The organism is Paenisporosarcina sp. P4_D4 (assembly GCF_056401835.1).
This window is the reverse complement of sequence record NZ_JBFUIO010000031.1, coordinates 1-14,312: the sequence shown is the minus strand read 5'-3', so window position 1 is coordinate 14,312 and position 14,312 is coordinate 1. Positions and strand designations below refer to the sequence as shown.

Below are 14,312 nucleotides of genomic sequence, written 5' to 3'. Positions count from 1 at the left end.
AGAAAGGGCGTACACGATGAAAGACGTTTATTTATTCAGCGGTTTTTTGGGAAGCGGAAAAACCTCATTATTAACAGATACGATTCGACAGTTGAAAGAAAAAGGATTAAAACCCGCGATATTGATGAATGAACTAGGAAAACTTCCATTTGATTCTCAGTCAGTAGATGAAGACATTCCATTGAAGGAAATGTTGGAAGGATGCATCTGCTGTACCGGCTCTGAACAGACAGAGGCTCAATTACAAACATTGTTGGCAGGCGAAGCATTCGATGTACTGATTATTGAAACAACCGGTGCAGCACATCCTGTTGAAGCGCTGGATGCTGTCTATTCACCATTATTTGCGAAACAATTAAATGTTAAAGGAATCGTGACAGTGGTTGACAGCTTGCTTTGGTTAGATCGTCAAGCATTACGTCCACAAATTCGTTCTCTCTTTTTGGAACAAATTCGTCATGCGCACTTATTGTTAGCCAATAAAATGGATTTGCTGTCTGATGCACAACAGGCGAAAATTACATATGAATTACAAAGTTTCAATCCTTCTGCGACAATTATTCAAACATCTCACGGAAAATGTCCGTTTGCCATGTTAGAAAGATTGAAAGGCACTGTGCAAAAGACAGATGTTAATCAAACCCGTATCGGTGAAGAACTTGCCTTGTCCACAAGACTAGTTACATTTAAACAATCGATTGATAAAGAAGAGTTTGAAGATTGGTTACGTACATTGCCATCTTCCGTATATCGCATGAAAGGTTACGTTCCTATCATTGGCATGAAAAACCCTATGCTATTCCAATATTCGTATGGAATGGTGCAGTGGTTGCCTGAGTATGTGAAAATGGAGCCGGCAATTATAGTCATTGGTGAACAAATTGCACAACTGCAAGTTCCAGGAAGCGAGTGATTAAGTCATGAATGAAACGATACTAGCTTATCAATCATTGTTCCCATATCGTCAAGGAACTAAGTTGATTGAAACCATGGATCAATTATCAGACAGCATAAGAATCGAATTATTAGATGAGCTTACCCACCCACGTGTTAGGAAAAGCGCTGATGTAAAATTACAAATTGCTTTTGATAGAATCGATAGAAGTAGCCTCATCTCTGTAGAAAAAGAGGGGCTAAAGAAGGTTTATGAGGCTGTTTATCAGTCCGTCAATAGCTAATTTAATGAAAGATATGGTAATTTCCCTAAAACCACGCAATATTGATGTCGTGTAAACCGCTTGAAGAGTACCTTTTCATTTCTGCTGGCAACAGTGGAAATGAATGGGTATTTTTTTCGTAGATTTAGCCGATAGACTAGTTGGCAGAGGAGGGAATAACAAATGAAAAAAATGTTACTAGGTTTAACAATGGGAGCTATGGTGTTCTCATTCAGTCAAGGTACGACCGCAGAAGCTTCATTTTCATCAAATCAACCCACGTGTCTAACTAATACAAGTTATGACTGGTCAACACGTACTCTAGTAAAACCGGTGGCGAACTCAGCCATGGAAAAACAATTGATAGATCAACTTTATGCACAGCTATTTGCTGCAGGGTTTAAAGCTCCAATACAAAAACCAGCTGTCCCAGCAAAACCAGCTGTCCCAGCAAAACCAGCTATTCCAGCAAAACCAGCTATTCCAGCAAAACCAGCTGTCCCAGCAAAACCAGCTGTCCCAGCAAAACCGGCAGTCCCAGCAAAACCAGCTGTCCCAGCAAAACCGGCTGTCCCAGTAAAACCGACGGCCCCAACAACACCACCTTCATCAGGTAATATTTCGTCAATTGAACAACAAGTTCTTACATTGACGAATCAAGAGCGTGCTAAAGGCGGATTAAAACCCCTTGCTACTGATGCTGCTTTGATGGACACTGCTCGTGCAAAATCAGCAGATATGAGCAAGAATAACTATTTCTCTCATACAAGTCCAACAATGGGATCTCCATTCGATCAAATGAAAGCTAAAGGCATTCAATACAAGGCTGCTGCTGAAAATATCGCAATGGGTCAAAGAACGGCTGCTGAAGTCGTTAAAGGATGGATGGAATCACCAGGACATCGCGCAAATATCATGAATGGTACTTATACTCATATTGGTATTGGATACAATGCAAACGGTAATTACTGGACACAACAATTCATTCAAAAATAATACACAAAGCCATCTCAATTCGTTGAGATGGCTTTTTTGTGCTATTTACATTTTTAAAGGCTCTATTAAACTTTACTACTTTTTATCGTACATTTGCGCTAGCATCACATTCCTCATGAGCCAACAAGTATGAAAATCATATAGTTGTGGACCTCACGCTTCCAAAGTGCTTCTCCTGCGGTTACTCGTCGCCTAAAAGGTTGCTCCTGTGGTTACTCGTCGCAAAGAATAGGGTCAAACTACCTTTGACCCTACTCTTTCTTGCGGCATGTAAAGAGCAAATTGGAGAACAAATTGTGCAATGGCAAGTTCCAGGAAGTGTGTGATCGGCCATGAATGAAATGATACAAGCTTTTCAATCATTGTTCCCATATCGTCAAGGAACTAAGTTGATTGAAAATGAATCAATTATCAGAAGAGCTCACTCACCCAAGCACAGTTGTATAATTACATATTACTTTTGATAGAATCGATAGAAGTAGCATCTTTCCTGTATAAAAAGAGAGGTTAAAGAAGGTTTATGAGGCTGTTTATCAGCCCGTCAATAGCTAATTTAATGAAAGATATGGTAATTATCCTAAGACCACGCAATTTTAATGTCGTGTAAACCACTATGAGAGTACATTTTCATTTCTGATGGAAACAGTGGAAATGAATGGGTATTTTTTTCATAGATTTAGCCGATAGACTAGGTGGCAGAGGAGGGAATAACAAATGAAAAAAATGTTACTAGGTTTAACAATGGGAGCTATGGTGTTCTCATTCAGTCAAGGTACGACCGCAGAAGCTTCATTTTCATCAAATAACCCCACGTGTCAGACTCAGAATACTAATAACTGGTCCGCACGTACTCTAGCAAAACCGGTGGAGTCTTCAAATATAGAAAAACAGTTGTTAGATCAACTTTATACGCAGCTATATGCTGCAGGGTTTAAAACTACTCAAGAAAACCCAGTTGCACAAAAACCAGCTGAAACAGCTAAGCCTGCTGCACAAAAAGCAACACCTGCAGCACCTGCTGCAAAACCGGTGGCTCAAAAGCCAGCAACAAATACACAAACTGCTGAAAAACCGGCAGCTCCGGCAGCTCCTGCAGCACAAGCATCAGGTAATGTTTCTTCAATTGAACAACAAGTTCTTACATTGACGAATCAAGAACGTGCAAAAGAAGGATTGAAACCACTAGCAACTGATGCTGCTTTGATGGACTCTGCTCGTGCAAAATCAGCAGATATGAGCAAGAATAACTATTTCTCACATACAAGTCCAACAATGGGATCCCCATTCGATCAAATGAAAGCTAAAGGCATTCAATACAAGGCTGCTGCTGAAAATATCGCAATGGGTCAAAAAACGGCAGCTGAAGTCGTTAAAGGATGGATGGAATCACCAGGACATCGCGCAAATATCATGAACGGTACTTATACTCATATTGGTATTGGATACGATGCAAACGGTAATTACTGGACACAACAATTCATTCAAAAATAATACAAAAAGCCATCTCAATACATTGAGATGGCTTTTTTTGTTCTATTTTTTTAGGCTCTAATCTTACTTTCCGATTATCGTACATTTACGCTAGGCGCAAATCCACTCTCTCGTTAATCAATAGAAGCAATCTTTAACAGGGCTTTTCTATAGCTTATGAAACAAGTTTCTTGGAACTTGAAAGGGAATCTGCGACACTCCGGCAGAATCACGGGCAGGCAAGACCCCACAGTGAGGGACGAGCGAGAAGGATTGCCAGTTCGTCCACGGAAAGGGAGCAGATTCTGCTCTTTTTTGAATTGGTCTTCTTTAACGTTCTAGATGTTTATCGTACATTTGCGCATGTCCCAAATTCCGGAGGAGTACGTTAAATTTGAGTCGGTTTATTCGATGAATTTGGTCTGCTTGCTTATCCAATTAACATTCTACTACATAAAATATAAATATTTAAACTTCTTTTGTGGGCTTATTAAATGCATAATGGAAACGCTTTTATATATTGGGTGGAAAAGTTTGTCTAGAATAAACGCAAATGGTGAACAATCACCATAAAGGTAGAATTTAATAGGAGGTTTTAATATATGAAAATCAACAATGCAATTGAGGTTTTAGATCGGATGCGCTTATCGAACGGTGCTTACACTGCCAGTATTTCAAAGGACTACAATTTTGTTTGGATACGTGATGTCGTATATACGGTGTTGCCTTTTTTGCAAAGCCAATCTGAGCGGTATGAAAAAGCATATCATGCATTATTTGATCTATTTAAAACCTATGAATGGAAAATCGACATTCACCGTGAACAAAAACCGGTTTATCTTTTTGAATATATTCACTCACGGTATTCCACAGAATTAAAGGAAATGAGCCAAGAATGGGGGCATGCTCAGAATGATGCAATTGGAGCGTTCTTATGGGGAGTAGGGGTGGGTGTGAGCCACGGACAAAAGGTTATCCGTGATGACAAAGATCTCGCTATTGTCCAGAAACTTGTTGACTATCTAGAGTGTCTTCAATACTGGCAGGCAAAGGATAATGGAATGTGGGAAGAGAATATGGAACTGCATGCTTCAAGTGTAGGTGCATGCGTGGCAGGCCTGCGTGCGGTGAAAATGCTCGTTAATGTTAAGGATGAACTGATTCAAAAAGGTGAGGAGACGCTGCGGTTTCTTTTACCACGGGAAAGTGAAACGAAAGAAACAGACTTATCGCTGCTTTCACTTATCTATCCGTATCGGATAGTTGAAAGGAAAACGGCGCTTAAGATAGTCGAGTTGGTCTCCGAACGCCTTGAGCGGACATATGGCTGTATTCGATATCAGAACGATCAGTATTACAACGAAGGAAGCGAAGCTGAATGGTGCTTCGGACTACCTTGGCTAGGATTGTGCTATTTTGAACTGGGCATGTATGATAAGGCTTATGAATATGTAAATAAAACGGAACGAATCGTACCAAATAATTGGGCAGTTCCTGAATTATATATTGGCGGGAAAAATGTGCCAAATGGCAACACACCACTAGCTTGGTCCGTCTCCCTCTCCTATCTGTTTTTAAACCGTATGATAAGTATGCCTACTTCACAATTGACAGGAAATGATTGAGATTAACATACAGGTTTAAACTTAAAGTTTCTTTTGGAACAGAAATAATATATTTTTTATCCACTTTTGACATCAGTCATTCTCAAAATTTGAAAAAGTATGGTGTGTGGGAACTCAGCTAATAACTAATGTACAGCTACCCGAATATAAGAAGAGTTCACGAAAATAGAATGTTATAAAAAATCCTCCAATCCATGAAGGATTTTTTATTTTGTCTAAAATTCTTAATTATTACAAAAATCTAAACAATTTAAAGGTGTTTTTTGATAGATGGCGAATAATTAAAGAGAAGAAATGGTAAATAAATAGAAATAATCATAGGATGAAAGAGGTGTTGAAATGGAAGGAATTATTGAGTTGAATAACCGGCCATACCCAAGTGATTTTGATGTATATCTTTTCCATGAAGGAACACTGTTTGAAAGCTATAAAATGCTCGGCGCTCATATCATTCATGAGAACGATTTTCAAGGTGTGCGTTTTGCGGTTTGGGCTCCACATGCAAAGCAGGTATCCGTCGTGGGTAATTTTAATAATTGGAATGGTACCCAGAACCGAATGGACCGTTTATCTAATTCTGGAATATGGGTACTATTTATTCCCGAGCTTGCACATGGAGACATTTATAAATATGAGGTTACAGGACCGGATGGGCGGAAGGAATTAAAAGCAGACCCGTATGCCTTTTATTCGGAGCAGCGACCTGCTACAGCATCTATCATCTACAATTTAACTACATTTGAATGGCAAGATCAAAAATGGATGACACAGCGAATAAAGAAAGATATTTACAACAAACCGATGATGATTTACGAAGTTCACTTGGCTTCATGGAAACAAAAAGAAAATGGTGAGTTTTATAGTTATCAAGAACTTGCAGACGAATTAGTCGATTATGCAATTGATAATGGCTTTACACATATTGAGTTGATGCCTGTCATGGAGCATCCGTACGATGGTTCATGGGGTTACCAGATAACTGGATATTATTCAGTAACTAGCAGATACGGTACACCTGAGCAATTAATGTATTTTATAGACAAATGCCATCAGAAGGGCCTTGGTGTAATTCTTGATTGGGTGCCTGCCCATTTTTGCAAGGATGGCCATGGTCTTGGGAGGTTCGACGGAACGCCTCTCTTCGAATCAGCAGATCCCATGCGCGCCGAGAGGCCAATCTGGGGAACGTATAGCTTTGACTATAGCAAGCCCGAAGTCATCAGCTTCCTAATCTCAAACGCAATGTTTTGGATGGATATCTATCATGTTGATGGATTTCGGATTGATGCCGTTTCGTCAATGATTTATCTTAATCATGATAATCCACTTCCTGTAAAATTGAAGAATCAGTATGGTGGCGGAGAAAATCTTGAAGCAATCGAATTCTTGAAAAAGTTAAATGAAACTATTTTCCAGAAGTATCCTGGTGCCCTTATGATGGCAGAGGAAGCTACCGAATGGCCGCTGGTTACGAGTCCCACTAGTACAGGCGGTCTTGGATTCAATTATAAATGGAATATGGGCTGGTCAAATGACTTACTTAAATATATGAAGCTTGATATAAACGAACGACCAAAGCATCATCACCTTTTAACGTTTTCATTTTTCTATGCATTTTCGGAAAATTTTGTCCTTCCATTTTCACATGATGAAATGGTTCATGGAAAAAGGTCATTAGTAAATAAAATGCCAGGCGACTATTGGCAAAAATTCGCAAATTTACGCCTCTTATTTGGCTATTTATTCGCGCATCCAGGAAAAAAACTTTTATTTATGGGTAGTGAATTTGGGCAGTTTGACGAATGGAAATACCGACAAGAAATGGATTGGAAGCTTTTAGATTTTGACGCTCACTCCACTTTTTATCGATACTATAAAGAATTAAATAAATTTTATCAGGAAACCAATTCCCTATGGCGTCTGGATCATGAGCAAGCTGGCTTTCAATGGATTGATGCAGACAATGCAGAACAAAGCGTGATTACTTTTATGAGAAAAGGAAAACGGAAGGGGGATTATTGCATTGTTGTTTGTAATTTTTCAGCCGATGTTTACCATAACTATCAAATTGGGGTTCCGTCCAATGGGAAATATTTTGAAGCATTTAATAGTGATGCCGCATCATTTGGCGGATCGGGACAGCTGAACTCCACCCCGATGCATGCCAGTAAGATCCCGCTTCATAATCAGCCCTGCAGCCTGGAAATAACCGTACCGCCGCTAGGGATTGCTATATTCATGAAAGAAACAAAAACAAGGCAAAGGGGATTCAATACAAATGGCATCTAAAAAATGGGTTGCAATGCTTTTAGCAGGTGGTCAGGGTTCAAGACTCGGGGAATTGACGAGTGACTTAGCTAAACCCGCAGTACCCTTTGGAGGCAAATACCGGATTATCGATTTTACCTTAAGCAACTGTACACATTCAGGTATTGATACAGTCGGCATACTTACCCAATATCGTCCGCATATTTTGAATTCATATATTGGTAACGGCCGCCCGTGGGATCTTGACCGTAATAACGGCGGGGTTTCTATACTTCCACCTTATCAGGGGAAAGACGGTGGTGTATGGTACAAAGGAACTGCAAATGCTGTATATCAAAATTTCCATTTTATTGATCATAATGACCCGGAATATGTACTTGTTATCTCAGGAGATCATATTTACAAGATGGATTATAATAAAATGCTTGAAGATCATATTAATAAGGGTGCACATGCGACCATTGCTGTCATAGAGGTACCTTGGGAAGAAGCAAATCGCTTTGGCATAATGAATACAAACGAAACTGATAAAATTATTGAATTTGATGAAAAACCTAAACATCCAAAAAGTAATTTGGCTTCGATGGGTGTGTATCTCTTTAACTGGAATCATCTCAAAAAGTATTTAACAGAAGACGAACAGGATAGCAGTTCGACTAATGACTTTGGAAAAGACATTATTCCAAAGATGCTGAATGATGAAGCAAATTTACAAGCGTATCGATTTGAAGGCTATTGGAAAGATGTCGGTACGATTGAAAGCCTGTGGGAAGCGCATATGGATTTATTGGAAGAACCATCTGTATTCAAGCTAGGAGACCCGAATTGGCAAATATATGCAGGTAATGCCAACCACCCTCCACAATATATATCTGAGGATGCTGATGTGACACAATCATTAGTCAATGAAGGGTGTTTGGTATTTGGGAAGGTCGATCATTCTGTTCTTTCCTATAATGTCCAAGTTGGAAGCGGCTCTATCGTAAAGGATTCCGTAATAATGCCAAATGTGAAAATCGGGAAAAATGTAATAATCGAAAGGGCTATAATCGGTAGCGGTACAACTATCGAAGATGGAGCAATAGTCTTTGACTCTAAACAAGGGCTTACCTTAATTGGTGAAAATCAGCGGATTTCTTCGGAAAGTGCTTTGCTGCAATCTTTATAATAGGAGGTAGCCTTAAATGAGGAATGTATTAGGTGTAATTAATCTCGTAAATGAAAGGCCTATTTTAAAAGAACTGACCCAGCATCGTTGTCTGGCTTCCGTACCATTTGGAGGACGCTATCGTATGATAGATTTCACAATGTCTAACTTTATGAATGTTAGCGTCAGCAAGGTTGCGATATTCACAAAAGATAAATATCGATCGTTGATGGATCATCTAGGTTCTGGAAAGGAATGGGATCTTGATCACCGTTCACAAGGTTTATTCATTCTTCCTTCAATTCATCCCGATGAAAAAATTAAAGGAGATTTACAGCAGTTCTACGATCATTTAGAATTTTTCCAACGGGCAACTGCAGATACAGTAATTATTGCTCCTGGTCATCATATTTGTAAAATAGACTTTAACGAAGTGATTAAAGAACACGAAAGTAATGAAGCTGATATTACAGTTCTGTATAAGGATTATGATGGGGAGTCAGTGAAAAGACCTCTTTATCATCAATGTTCACTAGATTCAAACGGCGAAGTCCGTGATATAAACCTTTATACGTCACCTAAGAAAGGTGACCATATATGTTTGGAAACATATGTGATTAAAAAGCAATTATTAATAGATTTAATTAAGAATTGTATTGAGTATGATGAATATGATTTTTTGAAAGATATTGTAAAAGCAAATTTGATAAATCTTAAAGTGCAAGGATATGAATTCACTGGTAATATGCCGTTTATTCACTCCTTAGAAACATACCATGCTAGTAGTATGGAATTTCTTAACCCAGAAATTCTTCGTAACTATTTTTATGATTCATGGGAAGTTTTCACTAAAATTAAACATGAAGCACCTGCCGAATATGCAAATTCCTCAAAGGTTTCTAATTCCTTAATTGCCAATGGATGTATTATTGAAGGAACCGTCGAAAATAGTATTATTTTCCGTGGCGTAAAAGTAAGGAAAGGTGCTGTCGTTAAAAACAGTATCATTATGCAAAGAGGTGAGATTGAAGACGGAGCCCATATCGAAAATGTTATTACTGATAAACAAGTAATCATAACAAGGAATCAAATCATTACAGCGAGAAATAAGCCGACGGTAATCAAAAAAGAAGAAGTAGTTTAAACTGGAGGGACCCAGCATGAATGTTTTATTTGCAGCCTCAGAGTGCGTCCCATTTATTAAGACCGGGGGACTTGGTGATGTCATAGGCGCCTTGCCTCTATCTTTACATGAAAAGGGAACCAACGTCAGTGTTATATTACCGAAGTATGGCGATCTTCCGTTACATTTTCAAGAACAAATGCAATGGATCAAAAGCATTGAAGTGCCTTTAGGGTGGAGACGTCAATTTTGTTGTATTGAAAAACTGCATTATCAGGGGATAACAGTATACTTTCTCGATAACGAATATTATTTTAAAAGGCATGGCAGTTATGGCTTTGGGGATGATGGTGAGCGTTTCGCCTTCTTTTCTCGAGCCGTGCTGGAGGCTTTGCCATTCTTAGAGGAACGACCAGATATCATCCATTGCCATGATTGGCAAACAGGCTTGATTCCTGTTCTTTTAAAGGCCCATTATGAAAATAATCCATATTATCAGGAAATCAAAACCGTGTTTACCATTCATAATTTACGTTACCAAGGTGTATATGCTAAATCAGTGCTTTCCGATTTACTGGATTTAAGCGAACTTTATTTTCACATGGATGGCTTAGAGTTTTATGGGGATGTCAGTTACCTTAAAGGAGGACTGGCCTTTGCTGATCGCTTGACTACTGTAAGTTCAACCTATGCATACGAAATACAGTCTCCCTTTTATGGAGAAAGACTTGATGGGTTTTTACGAAAGAGAGGCGCCGATATTCGTGGAATCGTGAACGGAATTGACAATGACTCCTATGATCCTAAACGTGATGAAAATTTATTCCTTCCATTCGACGATTATAAGGGGAAGTCTGTAAATAAAAAGCACCTTCAGGAATCACTCGGGCTTCCTATAAACGCTGATATACCAGTAATTTCTATGGTTACCAGACTAGTTGATCAAAAAGGCATAGATCTGATTCTACATGTCTTCCATGAAATCATCGGTTTGAATGTCCAGATTGTGTTATTAGGTACTGGCGATCAGCAGTATGAAGAGTCATTCAGGTATTTTGAAGAAGTTTATCCCGATAAAGTTTCAGCAAACCTATATTTTGATGAAGCATTGGCACGAAAAATTTATGCCGGTTCCGATCTTTTTCTGATGCCATCCCAATTTGAGCCGTGCGGCATAGGACAGTTGCTCGCACTTCGCTATGGAACCTTGCCGCTCGTCCGAGAAACAGGTGGGCTGAAGGATACCGTTATTCCTTATAATGAAATAACCGAAGAAGGAAATGGATTCAGCTTTGCTAATTATAATGCCCACGAATTGCTATATACGATTGAGCGAGCGGTTGCACTTTTCCGCTTCCAGCCTAACAAATGGAGAAACTTAGTAGGGCACGCAATGGATCTTGATTTTAGCTGGTCATCATCTTCGCAGCAATATCTCAAAATCTATCGGGAACTCCTGAAATCTTAAAAATATAGGCTCTGTTAAACGATATGGTAGTTAATCGTACATTTGCGCTAGCCGAAAGTTCCGCATGAGCCAACGAGTATGAAAATCACATACTTGTGGGTCTCATTTTTCGACAACGCCTTCGTGACCAACATCCTGTTCGTCCGCGGAAAGCAAGCAGATTCCCTTTAATCTTTTTAAAAAAATCAACCATAAAACTTAACAGAGACAAAAAAAGAACCGTTTTCGAATTTCTGAAAACCGTTCTTTTTGTGCAACCCATAATAAAGGTTATTCATACGAAAAAAAAGATGACGCAGTCCTAAAGGGACGCGACATCTTTTTTGCGCTGAATACGGATGAGTCTTAAGGATAAAGTGATGGCACCGGCAGATAAACCAACAATTAAACCAATCCAATATCCAAACGGTCCGAATTCAGTGAACTTCGATAGGAGATAGCCTACTGGCAAACCAATGATCCAATAGGAAATAATGGCCATGATGAATGTAACATTTACATCCTTATAACCTCGCAAAGCTCCTTGCACTGGTGCTTGTATCGCATCGGATAATTGAAATAGTGCTGCAAAAATAAAGAATTGTATGGTTAATTGGATGACCGTTTCGTCTGTAGTATACAATTCGGCAATTTGTTCCTTGAAAAAGAACAAAATACATGCTGAGAGGAAACTGAACATTACTGCAGTACTAACACTTAACCAGCTATAAATTTTTGCATCTTTAAAGCGCTTCGCTCCAACTTCATATCCAACCAGGACAGTAGTACCAATAGAAATGCTTAATGGAACCATATACATTAATGAGGTAAAGTTCAAAGCAATCTGATGGGCGGATATAACTGCCGTACTATACGTACTCATCATCAACGTAACTGCAGAAAAGATACTTGTTTCCGCAAAGATTGACAAACCAATAGGAACACCAATTTTACTGATATCGCGCCATTTTGAATACTGTACACGTTGCCAATTTCTGAAAAGCTCATATTGCTGAAAAGGTTTTTGTTTATGTACCACTCCAACTGCTATAAGAAAAATGAGCCAGTAGGTAATTGCAGAAGCATAACCAGCTCCGGCCCCTCCCAGTTCCGGAAAGCCAAAATTTCCGAAAATCAATAAATAATTAAAAAACACGTTTATAGGTGCAGATAATAAGGTGATAATCATGGAAACTCTTGTTTTTCCAAGCGCGTCCATGTACGAACGCAAAACATTGTAAGCAAATAATGGGATAATGCCGATGCTAATCGCTTTTATAAACGAACTGGCAACTTCTTCTACACGGTTCTCCAATGTCATAGATTGCAAGATCGGTTCTAAAACAAAAAATAAGACAATTAAGGTAAGGACGGACAACCCAAGAGACAGAAATAAACCTTGTTGGACAACCAGTCGGACTTCTTCCTTTTTTTTCGCTCCAACTAGTTGAGCGACAATAGGGGTAATTGCCAATAATATACCTGCCAGTCCAGTATAAACAGGTATCCATAATGAGGAGCCTACCGCTACTCCAGCCAAGTCCTCACTCCCATACCTGCTTGACATTAAAATATCAAAAAAAGTAATTAAGTATAATGCCACTTGTGTCACTAAAATCGGAAAAATAATTTTAAGCATCCGTGACCATTTTTCTTTTAGATTTGAAGTTTCATACATATGTGATCACCTTGAATTTCTACAAATTTTCCCCAGTATATCATATTTTTCTAAGGGTTCGTGGATATGGAAATAGTCGTATTATTCACTTTTACAATATGTGAATGGATTCCATCGTTTTGAAGATAACGTTCATGTTAAAGCTTTAAATGGTGTATATTATGTAAAGGGTAGATTATAAGAGCAGCTTGATTTTGCCAAATTGCCTCATGATTTTTATAACGATCGAGTGGCTTAATAGATAGGAGCTTTACACATGAAGAAAAAAACCATTGTATTAACCGGAGGGGGAACTGCTGGTCATGTTTCATTGAACCAGGCAATTATCCCGACATTAGAAGAGCAATCATTTGAAATACATTACATCGGTTCCAAAGATGGCATTGAATTGGAATTGATTCGCGATGCTTTTCCTCATATTACGTATCATGCCATTTCAAGTGGCAAATTAAGACGTTATGCCTCCGTCAAAAACTTCACGGATCCACTAAGAGTCATGAAAGGATTACTGGAAGCTTTATTCATATTAAAAAAAGTAAAACCTTCCGTAATTTTCTCAAAAGGTGGATTTGTATCCGTTCCTGTCGTAATGGCAGGTAAAATTGCTAACATTCCAGTTGTAATTCACGAATCTGACGTAACTCCAGGACTGGCAAATAAAATCGCGATGCCATTTGCCCATCATATTTTTACAGTCTTCCAGGAAACGTTAAAGCACTTACCATCAGAAAAGTCCAGTTGTTCTGGCTCCATTATTCGCTCGGAATTGTTTGAAGGGAGAAAAGAAACGGGAATGCGACTGTGTGGTTTTGAAGGTTTTAAACCCGTTCTACTCATTATGGGTGGGAGTCAAGGCTCAGCAGTAGTGAATGATGCCATTCGAAGTAATCTTCCTAAGTTGCTTGAAAAATATGATGTCATTCACTTGTGTGGAAAAGGCAAATTGGATGAATCATTAAACAACATAAGAGGGTATAAACAATATGAATATGTGACACACGAATTGCCTGATTTGTTGCATGCCGCTAATATTATTATCTCCCGAGCAGGGTCAAATTCCATTTTTGAATTTTTAGCCTTGCGCAAACCGATGTTGTTAATCCCGTTAACAAAACTACAAAGTCGTGGAGATCAACTTTTAAATGCCCAGATATTTAAGAAACATGGGTGGGCATCTGTAATTGAAGAAGAAGAAGTAACCCCAGCATCATTTATGGCTGCGTTGGAAGATGTTAAAGAACGCACAGAACATATCCAACAAGTAATGGAAAGTTCAGAATTTCCAAAAACGCCGAATGAAATGGTCAGTCTTATTACTTCATACGCAAAATAAAATACCGTCCATACACCATAAACGTGTGTGGACGGTATTTTTTTATTTAATAAAGCAAAGGCATTAAC

Annotated in this window: 11 protein-coding genes; 10 read left to right on the top strand and 1 reads right to left on the bottom strand. The window is 38.8% G+C overall.

From position 1 onward, the window contains the following. Window positions 1-16 precede the first annotated feature (16 nt). From AC1DSL_RS09305 to glgA, 9 genes are all read left to right on the top strand, one after another. Window positions 17-913: a CobW family GTP-binding protein gene (locus AC1DSL_RS09305; protein WP_477531967.1), complete on the top strand. Its 897-nt coding sequence runs from the start codon at window positions 17-19 to the stop codon at window positions 911-913. A 7-nt stretch (window positions 914-920) separates the two neighbouring features. Beyond that, window positions 921-1,178 (top strand): hypothetical protein, encoded by a 258-nt coding sequence (locus AC1DSL_RS09300; RefSeq protein WP_477531966.1) that lies wholly within the window; start codon window positions 921-923, stop codon window positions 1,176-1,178. 162 nt (window positions 1,179-1,340) lie between these two features. Beyond that, on the top strand, window positions 1,341-2,153 hold the full coding sequence (locus tag AC1DSL_RS09295; RefSeq protein WP_477531965.1) for a CAP domain-containing protein: 813 nt from the start codon (window positions 1,341-1,343) through the stop codon (window positions 2,151-2,153). 714 nt (window positions 2,154-2,867) lie between these two features. After that, window positions 2,868-3,644, top strand: coding sequence for a CAP domain-containing protein (locus AC1DSL_RS09290; RefSeq protein ID WP_016427324.1), 777 nt, complete (start codon window positions 2,868-2,870; stop codon window positions 3,642-3,644). Window positions 3,645-4,225: 581 nt separating this feature from the next. Continuing rightward, window positions 4,226-5,248 carry a glycoside hydrolase family 15 protein gene (locus AC1DSL_RS09285; RefSeq protein WP_016427323.1) on the top strand — a complete coding sequence of 341 codons (1,023 nt, stop codon included), beginning with the start codon at window positions 4,226-4,228 and terminating at the stop codon, window positions 5,246-5,248. 339 nt (window positions 5,249-5,587) lie between these two features. Continuing rightward, on the top strand, window positions 5,588-7,537 hold the full coding sequence (gene glgB, locus AC1DSL_RS09280) for a 1,4-alpha-glucan branching protein GlgB (RefSeq protein WP_016427322.1): 1,950 nt from the start codon (window positions 5,588-5,590) through the stop codon (window positions 7,535-7,537). After that, window positions 7,527-8,684: a glucose-1-phosphate adenylyltransferase gene (locus AC1DSL_RS09275; RefSeq protein WP_016427321.1), complete on the top strand. Its 1,158-nt coding sequence runs from the start codon at window positions 7,527-7,529 to the stop codon at window positions 8,682-8,684. Before glgB ends, AC1DSL_RS09275 begins: the two co-directional genes overlap by 11 nt. A gap of 16 nt (window positions 8,685-8,700) precedes the next feature. Continuing rightward, window positions 8,701-9,807: a glucose-1-phosphate adenylyltransferase subunit GlgD gene (glgD, locus tag AC1DSL_RS09270; RefSeq protein WP_342541658.1), complete on the top strand. Its 1,107-nt coding sequence runs from the start codon at window positions 8,701-8,703 to the stop codon at window positions 9,805-9,807. A gap of 16 nt (window positions 9,808-9,823) precedes the next feature. Then, window positions 9,824-11,254, top strand: coding sequence for a glycogen synthase GlgA (gene glgA / locus AC1DSL_RS09265; RefSeq protein WP_477531964.1), 1,431 nt, complete (start codon window positions 9,824-9,826; stop codon window positions 11,252-11,254). A 301-nt stretch (window positions 11,255-11,555) separates the two neighbouring features. Here the strand turns inward: glgA and AC1DSL_RS09260 are convergent, their stop codons facing one another. Beyond that, entirely contained in the window at window positions 11,556-12,911 is a 1,356-nt protein-coding gene (locus AC1DSL_RS09260) for an MATE family efflux transporter (RefSeq protein ID WP_477531963.1), read from the bottom strand. Between the two features lie 256 nt (window positions 12,912-13,167). Between AC1DSL_RS09260 and AC1DSL_RS09255 the strand changes: the two genes are divergently transcribed. After that, window positions 13,168-14,244, top strand: a complete 1,077-nt coding sequence (locus tag AC1DSL_RS09255) for an undecaprenyldiphospho-muramoylpentapeptide beta-N-acetylglucosaminyltransferase (protein WP_016427317.1) — start codon at window positions 13,168-13,170, stop codon at window positions 14,242-14,244. The last annotated feature ends 68 nt before the right edge of the window (window positions 14,245-14,312 follow it).